The following is a 20,071-nucleotide window of genomic DNA, read 5'->3' on the forward strand; positions in this document are numbered from 1 at the left end:
CCAAAATCTCTTCACTTGTTGCCCTAGTTTTATGGCATTCTGGATATGAATTCTAATCGCTGGGACAGATAAATGAGTGGGAGAGTTCTGCTAGAAAAAGAGAATAACCAGGAATACCTTATGGAAAGGATAGCTTGATAGTACTCTAGAATTGGCGGCCTTGCTTTAAGTGACCAACCATCCACCATCAACTAAAACGTCTGATCCGGTCATATAAGATGCCTCCGGTGATGCCATGAATGAAATGACATTGGCGATTTCTTCCGGTCGTCCCGCACGGCGTAAAGCTGTATTCCGTTTAAGGGATTCGATGAAACGTTGGTTCTTCATCCCTTCTTCTATTAATGGTGTTTCAACAAATCCAGGCGAAACAGAATTAACACGAATTCCAAAAGCAGCAAATTCATTTGCAAGGGCCCTTGTAAAATTGATGACAGCGGCTTTAGAAGCACTATAATGAGGAATTTGTGCCCCTGCTTTATAACCAGACAAGGAAGCTACATTAATGATAGCCCGGTCCTTTTTATATTTTTCATTATCTAAAGATTTAGTCATTAAATTTCCTAATATCTTTGAGACTAAAAACACACTTCTCAGATTTAAGGCAAAAATTTGATCCCATTCCTCAACTGTAATATCTCGAATTTTTGATGTGGCTGAGCCTCCGGCACTATTAATGACCACATGCAGACTCCCGTGATTTTTTTCAATGTATTCGGCTAAGGTAAAGACATCTTTCTCTAGAGTTACATCCGCGGCAAAAACTTCAGCAGCATTGGGGTGGTTGAGATCAATTTTATTAGCCACGTTGTTTAATTTTTTTTCCGTTCTTCCAACTAGAATCACTTTCGATCCTTCTTTCGCTAATCTAATGGCTGTTGCCTCACCTATTCCGCTTCCTGCACCGGTGATAACTGAAACCGTTTCAATAAAACGCATAATTTCCCTCCATTAATAAGAAATATACTCTTCTGTTTGAATAAGTTTTGATGCGATATCCCGCTTAAGGGCAAAGGAATTTTTCACAACATATTGACCTAATTCTTTTAATACGAGTTTCCGGCAAATTTCAGACTGCTCGCTTAAGTCCAATCCGTTTAATAGCTGGCGGGCGGATGTCTCAACTTTTAGCATGACATCATGGACATAATTCATGGTTAGCTTGGCTTTCCAATCTTCTTTCTCCATTCCGTTTCTTTGAATCGTTTTTACCGTTCGAAGGACAGCTGATTCTGAAGAGTATAGGTAAATGGCAACATCGGAAAGCTTTAAAAGACTTTCTTGTTCATTAGCGAATGCGTCGCCGTACTTTTCAAAAATAAGCCCAGTTAAGACGAGAAAGACTCTTCGGATTGAGCGGACCATCTCAATTTCAAGGGAAAGCGGACCTTCAATTGATGGCATAGTGCTTTCGATTTCTCGTGTCGCTTGTTTAATACATTCATCAAGATCGAATTCTCCTTTCTTTGCTTTTTTGAATAGGAGGTTCGGAATAAGAAATCGGTTAATTTCATTCGTCCCTTCAAATATTCGATTGATTCTCGAATCACGGTAGAACTGTTCAATCCGGTATTCTTGCATGTACCCGTAACCGCCATGAAGCTGAACCCCTTCATCGACGATTTCATCTAGGTTTTCCGATCCAAAGACTTTACAAATAGAGCATTCCACCGCATATTCCATCATTTGATTCTTGATAGAATCCAAATCGGATGCGTCATAAAGGTCACTTAATGCCTCCTCCAACAATTGTGCGGTCCTATATTGCACCGCCTCGGCAGCAAAGAGCCTGCTGGCCATATTTGCTAGTTTTTCTTGAGTAGCACGAAAAGAAGAAATTGGTCGCTTGAACTGGCTTCTTTGGTTTGTATATTTTATTGTCAATTTTAGTACTGCCTTTGCCGCCCCCATACATATTCCACCCAGATTAAACCGTCCCAAGTTAAGTACATTTAAAGCAATCACATGTCCTTTTCCAATTTCCCCCAAAATATTTTCAACTGGTACTTTACAATCTTCAAAGATGACAGAACGAGTGGAGGATCCTTTAATTCCCATTTTCTTCTCTTCCGGCCCTAGAGACAAACCCTGAAAATCCTTTTCAACAATAAAAGCTGTAAATTTATCACCGTCTACCTTCGCATACACAATAAAGGTATCGGAGAATCCCGCATTGGTAATCCATTGTTTGGTTCCATTTAAGATATAATGGGTTCCTTCCTTATTTAATATTGCTGTTGTTTGTGCGCTAAGTGCATCTGACCCAGAGGAGGGCTCAGTCAGGCAGTAAGCCCCAAAAAACTCTCCCGAAGCCAGCTTCGGTAAATATCTGGATTTTTGCTCATCGTTTCCAAAATAGGTGATAGGTAGGGTTGCAATGCAAGTATGATTAGAATGCGCTATACCATAGGACCCTGCCTGTCCAAGGGCTTCACCAACTATTCCTTTGCTCACTTTATCTAGACCAAGTCCACCGTATTTTTCAGGAATACTATGAGCTAAAAGACCCAACCCTCCCGCTTTTCGCAACAACTCAACTGTCTTTTCGAAATTTTGACCCTCAAATTCATCCAAATGAGGAAGCACCTCGCGTTCCACAAATTGTTTTGTGGTTAAAGCAATCATTTTATGCTCTTCCGTAAAATCTTCCGGAGTAAAAACTTGATCAGGGTCTCCCTGTGATACGAGAAATTCCGCACCCCGTAAATTATCTTGTAATATTTTCATTAGAGCTTCTCCTCCTTTTAACTAGTATTGTTTAGATTTTTTTCCTTCCATGGCTGTATTTTGCACTCCATTAGGGACCACTTAACTAGGGCATCTTTTTACCTACGCCTGAGATCCTTGTTTATTTTGTCAGAGCGGATGACAATCCTTCCCCACTAGGTACAATTTGATTTACTAGTCCGACCTTTTTGGTTTTTTCCTCCAATAGAGTAATCGTATCGATTCCCGAAAAAAACGCAGAGATTATCTGCGTTTTTTTCTTCTAGGGACAGAAGTAACTTTAGTTTTCCTTTTCCCATTGCTCTGGAACATTTCCTACTTTTCTTCTAAAATAAAGCATTGGATCCTGTTCATTTTTCGTTACTTCTAGTACCTCCCCAATCAGTATATAATGATCTCCCGCGTCAATCTGCTGCACTTTTTTACATTCTAATGAAGCAAATACATTATCTAACACTGGAAGGTTATTTTTCGAAAGACTCCATGGGTGCTTAGAGAATCGATTTTGTTCAGATTTACTTGCAAACGTCCAGCAAACTTCCTGCTGTTCACCTGATAAAATATTTACAGAAAATTTCTCTGCCTGTTTAAATACTTCACAGCTTCCTGCATTTTTATCAATACTCCAAAGTATCATCAATGGGTCTAATGAGACGGAAGCAAATGAGTTAACCGTTAATCCAACCGGCTTATTATTTGTATCTAGTGTCGTAAGAACCGTTACACCCGTTGGATAGCTACCCATAACTTCTTTAAATAATTGTGTTGCTACTGTTTGCACTATCATCGATAGTCCTCCTTAAAATAGTTTTTTCCTTTATTCTGCTAAGTTATCAAAATACTCCATTAACTTTTGGCGTAATCCTCCATGGCCGAATCTGACTTTATTGTGTGCATCAACAGCACTAACCCGAATAAAATTCAGGATTTCTCTTCGTCGGTCCAAAATATCTACAATTCCTTTATTGTAAAACCATTTATCAACTTCGTTATATACCCCGCGGTTAATACCATATTCTAAATCACACATTTTTTGAAAAGAACGGTCTGTAAAATGAATGCAATTTTTCATATTATCCATAAATTCCCCACATGCTCACAAGATTTTTAACTAGATTGTTAAGATTTCATTTCTTGAGTATTTTGTTTAACGATTTCACCGTAATTTTTTACCAGACGAATGAACTGATCTTGAATCTCTGGATTATTCAATTCATTTTGACAATTAAAGTCACTTGATACAGCAAAAACCTGATTAGGAAGTGTTTTCATTTTTAAATAATTGGTAATAGGTATTAGATGATTTTCAATCGCTTGACTATGTTGCGGATTTCCTCCATTAGCCACTAATGCGATTGTTTTATTTTCAAAAATAGAAACAGGAATGAGATCAAAAAGATTCTTCAGTGCGCCGGGAATGGAATTATGGATGATGGTTGTTCCTAACACATAGCCATCTGCATTCTCGAATTTCTTTATGATTTCCTGTGTATCGTTGTTGTACTCCGTTTGGGGTCTTCCGTCACAGAAATCCAACTGAAAATCTTTTAAATTAATCATTTCCAATTCAAATTCTGGATACTGTCTCTTAATCTCATTCATGAGATACTTTGTGATAATAATCGTCTTTGAGCCTATTAAAGTCCCGCTAATTCCTAAAATCTTCACGTTTACCCCTCCCCTCAAAGTCTACTCTTCACAAAGGTACTTCCCTTAAACCTCCTGAGAGTTAAACCAATCAATTGCACCTTTAAGGCCTAGTTCTTTAATTTTCTTATGAACTAGTTTAATACCATCAGCCGTATGAATTATGGCATCCTGTTCCGGACCAAACATTAAACCCGTTCTAAATCCTTGGAGTTCCATCATGCGATTATGAGCTTTTTTCTTAAGCTTTAAAATGTCCAATGGTGTTTTTGCGATTCCGCGGGCAATTTTTAAGGTTTCTTCTTCTAGTTCCTCACGTTTGAAGCATTTTGCTGCAATACCATACTCGGTTGCCTCTTTACCGGTAATCCTGCTTCCCGCTGTTAAATCAAGCATTTTTGCCCGTTGTGGGCCAACATGCCATCCCCAGTAAATTCCTACAAAACCGCCGCCTAATGGTAATGAAGGAAAACCAAATTGTGCTTCTTCCTCTGTTATGACGATGTCACAGCAGGCAAGCAGCTGCGTACCACCAGCTAAGGCGAATCCTTGTACCTGGGCAATAATTGGTTTCGGATACTCCCAAACTCTTAACCAGCGTCTCGTGAATTCTTCTAAACTATCTCGATCTTCCGTTACTGACGGCTCAATATAATTGGAAACATCGTAGCCAACACTAAAGGCGCGGCCCTTCCCTTTTATAATTAGAACACTTATCGAATCATCTTTTTCCAGCTCCGCTAAAGCTTGATCCAACTCACTGAATAGGTCTGCACTTAATGCATTTAACTTTTCTGGTCTATTTAAAATCACGTAAGCAATTCTTCCTCTTTTTTCAATAAGAACGCATTTTTCAGACATAGAAGCAAAACCATCCTTTTTCATATTTTTTTAGAATGTTAAATCACCTTTTAATAAGCTTCTGGCAATGGTACGTCTATGAATCTCTGATGTGCCGTCAGGGATTCGTAACATCCTGGCCAACCTGTATCCTTCTTCTAACTGAAGCTCATTTGAAAGGCCCATCCCTCCGTGAATCTGAATGGCTTTGTCATAAACCCTGCCCATCATCTCTGTACAGTATGCTTTCACCATGGAAATCTCTTTGGTTGGTGTTTTTTTGCTATTTTCAATTTTCCATGCACAATGCAGCGCCATATTTCTTGCTGCATAAATATCCATGGCACATTCGGCTAACATATTTTGAATCGTTTGGTGTTCTTCAATTGCTTTTCCGAAGGTTCTGCGGATCTTTGAATATTCAACGGCTTTTTTCAATGCCCATTGAGCCGATCCAATACATTTTCCGCTCATGCCTAAACGTCCATTATTGATTCCATTCATCGCCCTCGTAAAACCATTATCCAGTTCACCAATAATGTTTTCACTCGGAACTCTTAGGTTATCAAGGCTAATGATTCCAGCATCCCCGCCTAATGACCCCATTGTTGCAATCACGGAATCTACTGTAAATCCTGCTGATTTCGTATCAACAAAAAAACAAGTTATCCCGCCTTTTCTTTGCTCCTGTAGCTCTGGGTTTGTAACGGCAAATAATAAACAATAGTCCGCATATGGTGCGTTTGTAATCCATTGTTTAGTACCATTAATAACCCAGTCATCGCCGTCTCTCTCTGCACGTGTTTTGATTCCCCAAACATCTGACCCAGCATCAGGTTCAGTTAAACCAAAGCATAATGTTTTTTCTCCTGAACCAATGCCTTCTAGATATCTATCTTTAAGTTCTTGATTCAGCCCTTTTAATACAGGTGTTAAACCGTTTGTGAATGGGGATGGAATGACCACGGCTTCTATCAGTTTTCGATTGGGAAAGTTCTTATCTAATGCTTCGTTGACTAAAAGAGAGGCTATTGGGCCAAATTCTTCACCGCCTAATTCCTTTGCACCAAACATAGTATAAAATCCTGCTTTAGCAGATTCTTTACGAACCTGTTTTCTTAACTCTTCTACTCTAGGATGACGGCGACCGTCCTCCAGATAGTAATTTCGTTCATTGTAAAGTAAATCATGGTTTTCCTCTTCCAAGGGAATAACCACTTTATTTATAAATTGTTTTAGGGCATTGATAATTTCTGTTATGTCTTCTGGAATATTAAAGTTCATTGTTTTTATCTCCTTTTTGGTTTTATCATCAATTTTCGTTGATTTCCGCTCCAATCAACTAAGTTCCAAAAAATCACCTTTATTATTATTAAATGCTTACGAATAGATGACTCGTTTTTCGAATGTCATTAATCCATCTGCTACTTTGATTCCTTGACCTTTTGCAAAGACCATGACTGGATTTAAATCTACTTCTAATAGCTTCTCTTCCTGACTTACAATAAAATGGCTAAATCGAGAGATTAATTTACTTAGTTCCTCCACGTCATACGGCGGCTTTCCTCGATACGATTGTAAAATCGCGCTGGCTCGTAATTCATGAACCATCTTTTCTGCTTCACTAACGGAAACAGGTGCTTTTCTCATTGATACGTCTTTTAACACCTCGATATAAATGCCACCCAATCCAACTAAAACAATCTGACCAAAGATCGGGTCTTTCTTTGAGCCGACCACTATTTCGACAGAGTCTCTTTTCAGCATTTCTTGAACCAAAACTCCCTCGAATTCTGCTCCATCGGTTTGCTCGATGATTGATTTTAATCTCAGGAACTTTTCTATTACATCTTCACTTTCGGTAATATTTAAGAAAACGAGACCTTTATCTGTCTTATGAAGGATCTGCGGTGACATCCCCTTTAACACGATGGGATAGCCAATTTCATTTGCATACTGTACCGCCTCTTCAGCTGTTCTTGCTAATTTTTCATTTGTAATTGGGATACCGTATTGTTTAAGAATTTTTTTGCATCCATACTCGGTTAAGACGGATGCTGAACCAAAAACATCTTCCTTTGTAAGATACACTTCTTCCTTTTCTTCCTCAGGTAGACTAGCAAAATAGGATAATGCTTTTAAAACTGTTACTGCTCTTGATGGATCATCACTAACATAAAGCTCTGCATCACTGAACAACTGTCTTGATTTCACGCTATTGATTGTTACTGGTAGTTGCGGAATATCTTTAAATTGGTTTTTCATTTTTACTAATGTACTAATACGATCATCTAAGGAATCTAGTTTTAAACCAGCAAAACCTAAAAATACAATGGCAGAGTCGTATTTACCGCTGGCGAGGACCGTCTCCATAAATTCTTCGAGTAATGACGGCATATAAGAAATTTGTGCCGTCGTATCAATTGGGTTTTGAACACCCGCAATTGGGAGAATGGACCTTAATTTCTCTTTTAATGGTTCCGGAGTTCCCGGCAGGGTTAAACCATTTGCAGATAATTGGTCGGCTATCATGATTCCTATTCCACCTGAAACAGTAAATACTGCTGTCCTATTTCCATTAGGAAATGGCAACTTTGATGCAGCATATGTAACATCTAGGAATTCCTCAATGGTTTCAGCTCGATATACCCCGTTTTGCTTAAAGACTGTGTCAAATACATCATCTGAACCAACGAGTGCCCCCGTATGGGATAAAGCAGCTTTCATCCCAACATCGGTTTTTCCTACTTTTAAGGCAATAACTGGTTTTTTATTTTTTCGGGCTAGCCTTAAGGCTTCTATTAAACTATTTCCATCCTTCGTTCCTTCTATATAACATGCAATCACATCTGTACCTGGATCTTCTGCTAAAAATTGAATGCAATCAGCAACATCTACATCACATTCGTTTCCAGTTGCTACGAAATAACTAAAGCCAATATTTTGCTGTCTTGCAAGGGTAAAAACGTGAGACCCAAATGCTCCGCTTTGACTTACAAATCCAATATTACTTTTTAATGGTTTTTCATCCTCGATAATCGTGGAAAAGGTTCCATAAACCCCTTTCCCTACGTTGAACATCCCTAAACAATTGGGACCTAATACGCTTACATTATTTTGTTTGGCAATTAAGGCAATTTCATCTTGCTGTTTTTTACCTTCCTCATCTACTTCAGCAAACCCTGCGCTGAATATGATCACGGAACGGACCTTTTTTTCCGCACATCTCTTAAACGTGCTAATTACTACGGAACTAGGTACGGCAATGATTGCTAAATCTATTTCTCCTGTGACTGATTGAATATTTGGATAGCATGTTAAACCATTAATTTCATCATACTTCGGGTTAATTGGATAAATTACACCTTCATACCCATAGCGTTGAAGATAACTAAGAGGTCTTCCGCCAATTTTTTGATTATCTGGAGAAGCACCAACAATTGCAATACTTTTCGGATCGAATAGTGCCTTTAAATTTTCTTGCTTCAACAGCTTCACACTCCTTTTATAATAACTCTGGGTAAATTTAACTTTTTTAACAAAGGAACATACTTTTGTGAAATGATTTAAAATAAACCCTTTATATATAACTAATGCAATATTCGTGCCATCTTCTTCAAAAAAAACTTCTGTTTCTCCACTTCATACATTAAAATAATTTATTGATTGGTCCAGTCATTGATAATCACGAACAGGATCATAGTATTTCTGATTTCTTCCCCTATCGTTTTAAAGACATCTACCTCTTCTTAATATTCAAAATATATTTAGATAGTGATATTTTTTTTGAATGTTCCTACCTTTCATAGTCTTATTCTTAATTTTCAGACTAATTGTTTCGGCGTAGAACAAAGTGTTCTAAAATTGAAACACCGTAAATATCACTTTCAAAGCAAACAAAAAACTCCTATTGCAGATAGGTAATCAACCGTGATGCCCGATTGCTTAACCATCGACAATAAGAGTTACTTTTATTCGTATCTATACTGTTTCAACATTTTCATTCAATTTCCGCCAGAGGGTACTTCTACTGATACCTAATATTTTAGCGGCTTCTTTCCTATTACCATTCGTTTTTTCTAACACTTCTTTTATTTTGTTTATTTCAATGTCTTTTATTACTTCATGGAAGGTGGAATTTTCCATATCCATATCCTCTATAAGGAAGTGATTTTCCTCAATTGCTTCTTTTAAATAAATCAGCACCTGACTTCTTGAAATATTTTGAGGGGTTTCTATATAAGCAAATAATCTTTCCATGGTATTTTCAAATTCCCGAATATTTCCATGCCATTGATGTTCTTCCAGGTATGGCAATATGTCGTTTAATACCTCTTCAATTAGTTGTGTAAACTGTGGATAATTTTTTGCCGTAAATGATTTTACAAGAAGCCCGATATCCTCTTTTCTGTTGCTCAATTTCGGCAGGAATAGATTTAATACCCCAATTCGATAATATAAATCCATTCTAAACTTGCCGCTCTTAATTTCTTCGATTAAATTTACATTTGTTGCTGAGATTACCCTGATATTTATCGGGATTGCCGTAGGACTGCCTATTCTTCTGACAACGTTTTCTTGTAAAACTCTTAGAAGCTTAGCCTGCATACTAAACGGTATCTCTCCAATTTCATCTAAAAACACAGTGCCATTATGTGCAAGCTCAAATAGGCCCGGTTTCCCGCCTTTTTTTGCACCTGTAAATGCACCATCGTTGTATCCAAAAAATTCACTTTCTAGTAGGCTTTCTGGAATTGCCGCGCAGTTAATGGCCATGAAGGGCTGGTTAGCACGCCGACTTTCATTATGTATACTTTGCGCAAATAATTCCTTCCCGGTTCCTGATTCGCCAAGAATCAATACATTCGAATCTGATCGTGCAAATTTCTTCGCTTTATTAATCGCCTTTAGTGTTTGTGGACTTTGTCCAACGATATCATTGAAATGATATTTAGCTAAGTCCGCTTTATGATTCATTTTACGTCTAATTTTATTTTCCTGTTGCTGTAATGTCTCTGCATCAGAAAATAGCGCCACAATCCCATTACTGGTTCCATTTACATGAATCGGTAATGTGTTCAAAAACAGCAATTTAGTTTTGAATGGCACAACCATATCCTTTACGACTGTACTGACTGTTAAAATTTCTAATAATTCACTTTCCGGCAATATATCGCTAATATGCTGTGTCTCTAGGTCACCACTGTCACCAAGCCCCAGCAATTGAATGGCATGATGGTTGATATTAATAATCCTGCCAGTTACATTGAGATTAATCACACCTTCATTAAAGTTTTCTAAAATATAGGCTTGCCGTTTTTGATTACTTTGTTCTACGAGCTTTGCATTTAATACATTAAAGGCAATATCCACAGCAAGGCCCACACTTTCTTTACCGTACCAAAGTACTCCTTCCATACCATGTTCTCGGGCAAATCTAACGACTAAGCCTGATCCAATCACTACTTTTTGACCATCAGCTTTCAACCTTTGTACCAGTTTTGTTACATCCTCAATCGTCACATATGTAAGTTGATTTATTTTAATTTTAAAGATGGCTTCTATTGATTCATTAATCCATTCGATATCCTCCGTTTTAGTCTGGATATACTCCTTTTGATAGTTAATAATATTTACTTCATTTGAAATTTTTGAAGCTTTTACTAAAGCCTTAAAAAAATCATTACTCTGAACTCTCATTGGAATAATATGTCCCCGGACATTTAATCTTTTGAAATCCTCAAATAACATAGCACCGCAGAGCAATACATCATCATCTGTAATATATGTCGGGTTATCCAAAATATATTTTGAGTCAAGCGTTTGAACAACCAGCCCCTTCATATTACCTTTTCGTTTATCAATCGCTTTCTTCACATAATCGTCCAGTGGTGATGCTCCCGAAACTAGTAATTTAAGCATAATTCTTCCCCCTTACTATCCAATTGTGCAAAAATTAATAATTACTATCTTTTCCATAATCTAAGTATAATAGAAAGAATATTAACAATATACTCAAATTTCGTATTTTAGAGATTAATAAATAAATAGTCTCGCGAATTTTCACGAGACTACAGGTATAGATTTTATTAACTAAGAACACTTACGGCTTGATTAGCAAAGTGCGGCATTACTTTACTAGAAAACAGCTCCATTGACTTAAGCACATTCTCTTGATGTTGTCCGCCAATATTCATCCACAGAATAATGTTATTCAATCCTGTTTCTGCTTTATATCTTTCTATATCTTTAATCACTTTTTCCGGAGAACCAATTAATGCATTTTCTGATTGTAGGAAGGCATCATAATCTACATTACGCTCTCTGCTAATGACACCAAAAGTAGGACGATTATCACGTTCACTCATATACCATTCTAAACCTTGTCTGTACTCTTCTTGCGCTTGTTCTGTCGTTTCGGCTACATAACAAAATAATAGCTTCCCAGATCTTGCAACTGCTTGTTCAACATATTCCTGTGATAAACCTGAGGCCAAGGCATATTCACGGTATAAGGAAATTTTATGTTTCGTGTCATCATTCTTTATACCGCCTAACACGAAAGAATGCCCTTTTTTTGCAGCACTAATCATGGAGGCATCATTTCCGGAAACCATAACAAAAATCGGCGGTCTCGGACTCTGAACAGGTCTCGGATAGACTGGAATATTCTTAATATCATAGAATTTACCGAAATAGTTCACGGTACCATTTTGTAAAGCAGTCGTTAAAATATCAAGAGATTCTAAGTACTTTTCATGCCGCTCTTCAAAGTCCTCATTATATGCATCAAACTCTAATTTATCGTAGCCCTTGCCAACACCTAAATAAAGTCTACCATCACTGACAATATCCACCAGTGCCATATCCTCAGCGAGCTGCAGTGGATGATGTAACGGTAATCTAGTTACAGCTGAGCCCAATTTTATGTTCTTTGTAACAGCTGCTGCTGCAGCTAAGTAAACAGCCGTGGAGCTAACAACACCATATGCACGAGCATTATGCTCTGCAATCCACGCTGAATGGAATCCTAATTCGTCGGCAGCTTTAATTTGGTCTAAACCATTTCTTAATTCCTCTGCATCTGTTTTCCATGGTGCCACCGAATTTAAAAAGAATAATCCAAAAGTCATATCTCTTCCTAATACTGCCATGTTTACCATCTCCAATTATTCATTATTATTTATACCAATTTATAAAAATGACTTTGTGCATTCCAAAATATCTTATTATATTATCAACCCTATTTAGATTGGAAATTAGGACTTCTTTTTTCCAAAAATGCACTAGTTCCTTCTATTTTGTCTTCGGTAGAAAACAAGACAGCTTGGGCTAGTTTTTCAATCAGTAAGCCTGTTCTTTGGTCAGACTCAAATCCTGCTTGTACGGCGATTTTTGCTAATTTCACAGCAAGCGGACCTTTTGCAAGAATTTTTCCGACTACATCTTCCGTTCTAACTTCCAACTCTTCAGGAGATACTACTTCAGAAACTAGTCCTATCCGGTAGGCGTCTTCCCCATCTATCATTTTCCCTGTCAGGATCATGTCGAGCGCTCTGCTCTTTCCAACTAAACGTGCAAGACGCTGAGTTCCTCCAGCTCCTGGCAGAATAGAAAGGTTTAACTCTGGAAGCCCAAATTTGGCATTTACCGATGCAATCCTGATATCACAGGCTAATGCAAGCTCACATCCGCCTCCTAAGGCAAATCCATTCACCATGGCAATAGTCGGTTTATCATACATTTCGATAAGATCGTAAACCTCTTGCATTCCTCCTGGTTTGAAAACATCTAGGGCGGTCTTTTGTCTTAACTGATTGATATCTGCTCCAGCAGCAAAGGATTTCTCTCCTTTTCCGGTAAAAATAACACAGCCAATTGTTTCATCTTCTCTTAATTCATCGAGTGCATCGACAATATCCTTTAATGTTTCTTTACTCAAAGAATTTCGAAGCTCCGGACGGTTGATGAGAACATAGCCAAGACGCCCTTTCTTATTGACTTCAATATTTTGATATACTTCCATGCTATTCCTCCTTTAATTTACATATAGTTACTCAAGGTTTTCTATTAATATCGCCATTCCTTGCCCGCCACCGACACATAGAGTTGCTATCCCATATTTAAGGCGTCTGCGTTTCAATTCATGCATCAAAGTGACAACTAGACGTGTACCTGTTGCTCCTACAGGATGTCCTAATGCAATCGCTCCGCCATTGACATTTACTTTCTCTTGGTCAAATCCAAGCTCTCTAATGACAGCCAGCGCCTGGGAAGCAAATGCTTCATTAAGCTCTATAAGATCTATCTCATCCAGTGATTTGCCAGTACGTTCAAGAAGCTTTTTGACTGCAGGAACAGGTCCGATGCCCATGATTTCCGGAGAAACACCGGTTTGGGCCCAATCGATGATCCGAGCAAAAGGCTTCAAAACAAGCTCAGTAGCTTTTTCACCCGACATCACAACCACTGCAGCGGCTCCGTCATTACGGCCACAGGCATTCCCGGCAGTAACGGTACCGTCTTTTCGGAATGCTGGCTTTAATGTAGCAAGTTTTTCTAGAGTTGTTTCCGGACGTGGATGTTCATCGGTATCAAAGAAAGTAACTGTTTTTTTGGTTTTGATTTCATACGGTGCAATTTCTTCTTTGAACTTCCCTTCGCGGATGGCCACGGTTGCCCTTCTTTGGCTTTCAAACGCAAAAGCGTCTTGGTCCATGCGTGAGATATAAAACTTTTCTGCTACATTCTCCGCAGTCATCCCCATGCCAAGATTTTCACCGTAAATTTCATTAGGCTGCTGTCCAGCCTCCGTATTAGAGTCGACCAAATGCGAACGGTCACCGCCAAATCGTGATCCGCGCAAGTAAATAGGGGCACCGCTCATGCTTTCTGTACCGCCCGCAACGACGATTTCCGCCTGTCCCGATTGAATTTGCTGTACCGCTGAGGCTATCGCCTGCATCCCTGATGCGCAAAGACGGTTGACCGTAAAGGCTGGTACAGTTTCTGGTATTCCCGCTCTTATTGATGCAACCCTTCCCACATTTGAGGATTCGGTCGACTGCCTGACTTCCCCAAGGATCACTTCGTCTACTAAATTCGTACTTATACTAGCCCGGCTTAAGGCTTCCTTAATGACATGGCTCGCTAAATACCCCGAATTAAGTTCCTTCAATGCTCCCCCATACCTTGCGATTGGGGTACGAACTCCACTTACAATAACAATGTCTTTTTTTGCCATTTCCTTTTTCCTCCCAGACGGAATTAAATTTTTTATTCCCTCTTTATTTACCGGCGTAGATATATTTTGGCTGTCTTTCTACTGTCTAAATGGATTCCCAATCACATCTTAATTGTAGGTGTAAAATCCTCTTCCACTTTTCTTGCCCAACCGCCCTGCTTTTACAAATTTTACGAGAATTGGGCATGGGCGGTATTTTTCACCAAGTGTTTTATAGAGATATTCCATATTTCGAAGCCGTGCATCGAGCCCAACGAGATCAGCAAGTTCAAGCGGCCCCAGGGGGTGGTTTAAGCCCAATTTGATGGCTTTGTCGATATCCTCTACAGTACCGACACCTTCCATGACCATATTCATTGCTTCGTTCCCTATCAGACAATTCATCCGGCTGACTGCAAAGCCCGGAAATTCATTTATTTTTACACATTCCTTCCCAAGTGCTCTTCCAAATTCATAGCTTCTCTTGATTGTCTCCTCAGATGTATCCAGCCCGCAAATCACTTCAAGTAGCTTCATTTTCGGAACTGGGTTGAAGAAGTGGAGGGCAATACAGCGGTCTGGCCTCGATGTCTGGGCACCTATTTCAGTCGGACTCATTGTTGAGGTATTGGTAGCCAATATGGTTGAAGGTTTTACAACCTTATCAAGTCGCTTAAAAATCTCTATTTTAAGGTCCATAATTTCCAAAACGGCTTCAATGACCAAATCTGCATCCTTGGCTGCTTCCTCGAGTTCTGTTGTATAGCGGATTCTGCTCATGGCATGATCTGCCTCTTCTCTAGTAATTTCGCCTTTCTCTAGAGAACGTCTAAATTGCTTTTCTATATAAGATTTGCAGTTTGAAAGGACACTTTCATTGATATCCTGAACAAAGGTGGTAAAACCTGCAGCCGCACAGGAAAAGGCAATCCCCCGGCCCATTGTCCCTGAACCTATTACACTAACAATCTCCATAATATTATCTCCCTTCAAAAAATGATGCTTGTATATGTATGTCATTCTCTTATTCTTTTAAGTTGCAAGAAGCATGCCAATATTTAATATGTTAATTTTAATAGACATGAAAGACCATTTTATTAATGAAAGCGTTATTATAACAATATTTTAAATCTTTAATAATTTCAATGATTCATTTTGCACGCTTTGTCTAAATCATTGTTTATAATGAGACGTTTCATTATTGAAACGTATGAATAGCATTATGAATTGATTTATAGCTTTCTAACTTATGGTTTTCTATTTTCTGTTTATATTTCTCTAAATTTTAAAATATTTGAAAGATATCTATTTTAAGTAATAATTGGTTTTCCTGCACTTTTTTGTAGACTTTTCGTTATTACCATCTGTAATGGGTTTTGTTTTTATAAAAGTTAAAATACTGGCATGAATCTTGCAATTTATAAAACTGAAAAGTAAATTTTATTAATAGAAAGGAAGATTAATAAATCAATGTCAATTAACCGTTTACAAGATAAGGTGGCTATTATTACTGGTGCTGCTGATGGAATAGGAAAGGAAACAGCCATTTTATTTGCTAAACATGGAGCCAAAGTGGTTGTTACAGATATCAATGAAGAGAAGCTTCATCTAACATCTCAGATAATCAATGAGAATGGTGGGTATGCAATCGCTATTAAACTCGATGTTTCACGTGAAGAGGATTGGGAACAGGTTATTTCAATAACAGAAAAAGAACTCGGCCGCTTAGATATTCTAATGAATAATGCAGGCATTGGAACAAGGCTTACATTAGCCGAAACCTCCCTAGAACAATTTGAAAAGGTTCAATCTATAAACTCAGTGGGAGCTTTCTTAGGAATGAAGCACGGATCAAACGCTATGAAAAAATCTGGTAAAGGTTCTATTATTAATATTTCATCCATGTATGGAATTGTTGGAAGTCCAGGGAACACTGCCTATCATGCTTCAAAAGGAGCCGTTAGACTAATGACCAAGTCGTCTGCCCTGGAACTGGCAAAGGATTTGATTCGCGTAAATTCTATCCACCCTGGTGTTATTGAGACGAATATGTCTGGGGCTAAAAATGGAGAACATCCATTAAAGGATAAAACACCTTGGCCACACTTAGGTGAACCGATCGACATTGCCTATGGTGCCCTTTATTTAGCTTCGGATGAATCTCGCTTTGTTACTGGTTCAGAGTTAGTCATCGACGGTGGATATATAGCTCAGTAATCTGAATGAGTTTGGGCTTAACACTTTGGGGATCGTTCAAATACACTTCAGCAGAAGGGAATTGAAATGATGTTAAGATTAAAGGATAAAGTTGCTATTATTACTGGAGCAGCTAATGGTATTGGCAGAGAGGAAGCCCTATTATTTGCTAAGAACGGAGCAAAAGTAGTAGTAACCGATATTGATGAAGCAGGTCTTGTTGAAACCGTTGAGTCCATTAAAAAGCTAAGCGGGCAAGTGATTGGGATTAAGCAAGATGTTTCACTTGAGGAAGATTGGCAGGAAGTCATATCGCAAACAGAATCGGAATTTGGTCAATTAGATATTCTCTTAAATAATGCGGCCATTTTGAGCAGAAATGGATTAGCCAAAACATCAATGGAAGAGTTCTTGAAGATTCAATCAATTAACTCAACAGGTACGTTTTTAGGAATGAAATATGGAGCAGCATTAATAAAGAAAACATCTGGTAAGGGGTCGATTATCAACACTTCTTCTGGATCTGGATTGGTTGGAAGCCCAGGGAGTACGGCCTACCACGCTTCAAAGGGGGCAGTTAGATTAATGACCAAATCAGCGGCCATTGAGCTGGCAAAAGATTTTATTCGAGTAAATTCCATTCACCCAGGTGTAATTGAATCAGCCATGTCTGGAGGCAAAGATGGAGAGCATCCATTGAAAGATAAGATTCCTTGGCCAGGATTAGGAAAACCGATTGATATTGCCTATGGTGCTCTTTATTTAGCTTCTGATGAGTCTCGTTATGTAACCGGTTCAGAGTTAGTTATCGATGGCGGGTATACAGCCCAGTAATATATACACAATAAAAGGCATTTGGAATGGGCTCATTCACAAATGCCTTTTATACTCTATTCATTGAATCGGTCATATTCATTTATGTATATGGAAAATCGCTATTCCAGCCCCTGGTGTATTGTATTGGACCTTCAATTTTTACTCCTAGCTGTTTAGCAGCGGTGTATGTCCAGTAGGGATTTCTTAGCAGCTCCCTTCCAATAAAAACTAAATCCGCACGCTCGCCATGGATAATTTCAGCAGCTTGGATGCCTTCTGTTATCACACCAACAGCTCCTGTCGGAATGTTTACCTCTGTTCTTATTTTTTCAGCATACTTCACTTGGTACCCAGGAAAAACATCATAATTTGCAGGAATGACTTCACCTGAACTGCAATCGATTAAATCCACACCCTGCTCTTTCATCCATTTTGCAAAATCTACAAAATCATCACAGGTATTTCCTTGGGCATCATAGTCATTTGCTGAAATTCTTACGAATAAGGGTCCGCGCCATTCTTCTCTCACCGCATCTATAATTCTACCTAAGAAACGATATCGATTTTCTTTTGTGCCCCCAAACTCATCCTTCCTAAGGTTAGATAATGGAGATAAAAACTCATGGATTAAATACCCGTGCGCTGCATGAATTTCTATGACATCGAAACCCGAATCCCTTGCCCTTCTAGCAGCCTTTTGGAAGTCAGCGATTTTTTCTTCAATCATAGATTTCGTCATTTCCGCAGGCACCTTACTCTGATCAGAAAAAGGAATCGCAGAAGGAGCAATGATTGATTCTTCAATTCTTGACTTTCTTCCAGAATGGGCCAGCTGTATACCTATTTTTGCTCCGTGTTTATGAACTAAATTTGTTAATTTCAATAGTCCATCCATTTGGCTATCTTCCCATATACCAAGGTCCTCTGCACCAATCCGGCCTTCTTTACTAACAGCCGAAGCTTCGACAATTATCAGACCTACTTGACCGATGGCACGAGAGGAATAATGAGTTAAATGCCAATCGGTCACCTTGCCATCCAGTTTCAGACAGGAATACATACACATAGGCGACATCACAATTCGATTTTTTAATGTTAGATTATTAATAGTAAAAGGCTCAAATAATTTTCCTAGTGAATATGGTTTAAATACTGGACTTAGCATAATTCCTCCCAACAAACGATTGATCCTGCTATTTCGTCTAGCTCAACCAGTCTTTTACGTTCTCATTCATCATAATATTAATTTCCTCTTCAGAAACTCCTTGTGAAATAAGAGTTGGAATGACTTCATCAAGTAGGAAGGTCATTGACCAATCAGGCTGAAGGGACTTTTTGAGACTATCCGGTTTAAGACGATCGGTTGTACAGCAATAATCTTGAGACAAAAACATCCGTTTCACATAACCTTTTTCGATTAGAGCTCTTACTGTATCATTTCTTTGTTCTGTTGTAATTGTACCCGTAATACCATAACGGTCTATTCCGATATACGCACCCTTATCAAGGATTCTCTCTATATAGTCCAAATTATCCGTATCACCGCAATGTCCAATTAATACATTACTCAGTTCTACTCCCTCTTCTTCAAACACTTGAAGCTGTAACAATCCAGTCTCTGCAGAAGGAGCAGAATGAGTCATAATCGGAACATTCGTACGGTGATGAGCACGTGCTACAGCCCTTAAAACCTTTTCGACATCCGGGGTTAAACCTTGAACTTCTGTAGCACATTTTAAAAACCCTGCCTTTATTTCACTATTTTGGACACCCTCTTTAATGTCTTTTACAAACTGTTCCGCCATGAAATCTATACTATTTGCCATAAAACGTGTTGGCAAATAATGAAAAGTGAATATCCCTGTTGCAGCAATTATTTGGACACCTGAATCCTCCGAAACTCGCTTCATAAACCGCACATCACGATCCAACCCCATTACAGATGGATCGAAGATGGTTTTAACGCCTCTGTTTCTAACTGCCACTACTTGCTCCATTGCCAATTGATACTCTTCGTCGGCATCATACAAACGAGGAAACTGTACCGGGACACATTCGGATCTTGTTCTGAGGTGTTCATGAATTAATGTTCGTCCTATTTGTTCAACCTCAATTTTGCCCGTAACTGAATTAATGAATATCATCTTGCCCTCCAGTTATTCAAAGAATCTTCATACTTCTTTATACATTCTTTTTCTTTACCGCATACGTTGCTTTTCCTATTGCTAGTAATCTTCCTTCTTCATCTTTAATCTCTCCGGTACCAACTATTAATAGTTTACCCTTGTTTACTAGCTTTCCCTCTGCAAAGATTTTGCCTTTTATCGCCGGTCTAAAATAGTTGATATTCATTTCTGCCGTAACAGAAAATTCATTGGGGTCTAAAACCGTTCTAACCGCAGTACCGATAACGGAATCTATCAGAACAGAAAGAACTCCGCCATGAACCATATTTCCTGACTGTAACAAGTCCTCCCGAATGGACAAGGATAAGACAGCAGCCCCTTCGCTGATATCTTCTATTTTGACTCCTAGTAATTTCCGAAAATTATTGTTTTCCATTAATTTCTCTTCGATTTTCCATAGTTCCATCTTCATTATAAGTCTCCTTTTAATACCACA

General features: G+C 38.6%; 18 protein-coding genes. 2 read left to right on the forward strand and 16 right to left on the reverse strand.

What is annotated here, in order from left to right; translation table 11 throughout:
* Nucleotides 1-165 precede the first annotated feature (165 nt).
* From MLOOGBEN_RS19145 to MLOOGBEN_RS19205, 13 genes are all read right to left on the reverse strand, one after another.
* The gene (locus MLOOGBEN_RS19145; RefSeq protein WP_179159873.1) at nucleotides 166-939 is read right to left on the reverse strand and encodes an SDR family NAD(P)-dependent oxidoreductase; all 774 of its coding nucleotides are present in this window, start codon (nucleotides 937-939) and stop codon (nucleotides 166-168) included.
* A 12-nt stretch (nucleotides 940-951) separates the two neighbouring features.
* On the reverse strand, nucleotides 952-2,727 hold the full coding sequence (locus MLOOGBEN_RS19150) for an acyl-CoA dehydrogenase family protein (protein WP_179159874.1): 1,776 nt from the start codon (nucleotides 2,725-2,727) through the stop codon (nucleotides 952-954).
* 280 nt (nucleotides 2,728-3,007) lie between these two features.
* Complete coding sequence (locus tag MLOOGBEN_RS19155) at nucleotides 3,008-3,514, reverse strand: flavin reductase family protein (protein WP_179159875.1); 507 nt, start codon at nucleotides 3,512-3,514, stop codon at nucleotides 3,008-3,010.
* Between the two features lie 30 nt (nucleotides 3,515-3,544).
* Nucleotides 3,545-3,808, reverse strand: a complete 264-nt coding sequence (locus MLOOGBEN_RS19160) for a hypothetical protein (protein ID WP_179159876.1) — start codon at nucleotides 3,806-3,808, stop codon at nucleotides 3,545-3,547.
* A gap of 38 nt (nucleotides 3,809-3,846) precedes the next feature.
* Nucleotides 3,847-4,395 carry an NADPH-dependent FMN reductase gene (locus MLOOGBEN_RS19165; protein ID WP_179159877.1) on the reverse strand — a complete coding sequence of 183 codons (549 nt, stop codon included), beginning with the start codon at nucleotides 4,393-4,395 and terminating at the stop codon, nucleotides 3,847-3,849.
* 45 nt (nucleotides 4,396-4,440) lie between these two features.
* Nucleotides 4,441-5,235, reverse strand: a complete 795-nt coding sequence (locus MLOOGBEN_RS19170; RefSeq protein WP_179159878.1) for an enoyl-CoA hydratase-related protein — start codon at nucleotides 5,233-5,235, stop codon at nucleotides 4,441-4,443.
* 30 nt (nucleotides 5,236-5,265) lie between these two features.
* Nucleotides 5,266-6,498 (reverse strand): acyl-CoA dehydrogenase family protein, encoded by a 1,233-nt coding sequence (locus tag MLOOGBEN_RS19175; protein WP_179159879.1) that lies wholly within the window; start codon nucleotides 6,496-6,498, stop codon nucleotides 5,266-5,268.
* Between the two features lie 96 nt (nucleotides 6,499-6,594).
* Nucleotides 6,595-8,703 (reverse strand): acetate--CoA ligase family protein, encoded by a 2,109-nt coding sequence (locus tag MLOOGBEN_RS19180; protein WP_179159880.1) that lies wholly within the window; start codon nucleotides 8,701-8,703, stop codon nucleotides 6,595-6,597.
* A gap of 492 nt (nucleotides 8,704-9,195) precedes the next feature.
* On the reverse strand, nucleotides 9,196-11,136 hold the full coding sequence (locus MLOOGBEN_RS19185; RefSeq protein ID WP_179159881.1) for a sigma 54-interacting transcriptional regulator: 1,941 nt from the start codon (nucleotides 11,134-11,136) through the stop codon (nucleotides 9,196-9,198).
* A 167-nt stretch (nucleotides 11,137-11,303) separates the two neighbouring features.
* On the reverse strand, nucleotides 11,304-12,368 hold the full coding sequence (locus MLOOGBEN_RS19190) for an LLM class flavin-dependent oxidoreductase (protein WP_179159882.1): 1,065 nt from the start codon (nucleotides 12,366-12,368) through the stop codon (nucleotides 11,304-11,306).
* An 89-nt stretch (nucleotides 12,369-12,457) separates the two neighbouring features.
* Entirely contained in the window at nucleotides 12,458-13,240 is a 783-nt protein-coding gene (locus tag MLOOGBEN_RS19195; RefSeq protein ID WP_179159883.1) for an enoyl-CoA hydratase/isomerase family protein, read from the reverse strand.
* A 27-nt stretch (nucleotides 13,241-13,267) separates the two neighbouring features.
* Nucleotides 13,268-14,458 carry a thiolase family protein gene (locus tag MLOOGBEN_RS19200; RefSeq protein ID WP_179159884.1) on the reverse strand — a complete coding sequence of 397 codons (1,191 nt, stop codon included), beginning with the start codon at nucleotides 14,456-14,458 and terminating at the stop codon, nucleotides 13,268-13,270.
* 108 nt (nucleotides 14,459-14,566) lie between these two features.
* Entirely contained in the window at nucleotides 14,567-15,412 is an 846-nt protein-coding gene (locus MLOOGBEN_RS19205) for a 3-hydroxyacyl-CoA dehydrogenase family protein (RefSeq protein ID WP_179159885.1), read from the reverse strand.
* Nucleotides 15,413-15,907: 495 nt separating this feature from the next.
* On the opposite strand from MLOOGBEN_RS19205, the gene MLOOGBEN_RS19210 reads away from it, so the two are divergent.
* A complete protein-coding gene (locus MLOOGBEN_RS19210) occupies nucleotides 15,908-16,654 on the forward strand; it encodes an SDR family NAD(P)-dependent oxidoreductase (protein ID WP_218781257.1) in 747 nt (248 codons plus the stop codon).
* A gap of 66 nt (nucleotides 16,655-16,720) precedes the next feature.
* On the forward strand, nucleotides 16,721-17,467 hold the full coding sequence (locus MLOOGBEN_RS19215) for an SDR family NAD(P)-dependent oxidoreductase (protein WP_306430753.1): 747 nt from the start codon (nucleotides 16,721-16,723) through the stop codon (nucleotides 17,465-17,467).
* A gap of 82 nt (nucleotides 17,468-17,549) precedes the next feature.
* On the opposite strand, the gene namA is transcribed toward MLOOGBEN_RS19215, so the two are convergent.
* From namA to MLOOGBEN_RS19230, 3 genes are read right to left on the reverse strand one after another with little or no spacing between them, the layout of a single operon-like run.
* On the reverse strand, nucleotides 17,550-18,614 hold the full coding sequence (gene namA / locus MLOOGBEN_RS19220) for an NADPH dehydrogenase NamA (protein WP_179159886.1): 1,065 nt from the start codon (nucleotides 18,612-18,614) through the stop codon (nucleotides 17,550-17,552).
* A gap of 37 nt (nucleotides 18,615-18,651) precedes the next feature.
* Nucleotides 18,652-19,593, reverse strand: a complete 942-nt coding sequence (locus tag MLOOGBEN_RS19225) for a phosphotriesterase family protein (RefSeq protein WP_179159887.1) — start codon at nucleotides 19,591-19,593, stop codon at nucleotides 18,652-18,654.
* Nucleotides 19,594-19,630: 37 nt separating this feature from the next.
* Nucleotides 19,631-20,047 (reverse strand): PaaI family thioesterase, encoded by a 417-nt coding sequence (locus tag MLOOGBEN_RS19230; RefSeq protein WP_179159888.1) that lies wholly within the window; start codon nucleotides 20,045-20,047, stop codon nucleotides 19,631-19,633.
* Nucleotides 20,048-20,071: the final 24 nt, after the last annotated feature.

It is taken from the genome of Bacillus sp. EB106-08-02-XG196, from assembly GCF_013396335.1.
GTDB lineage: Bacteria > Bacillota > Bacilli > Bacillales > Cytobacillaceae > Neobacillus.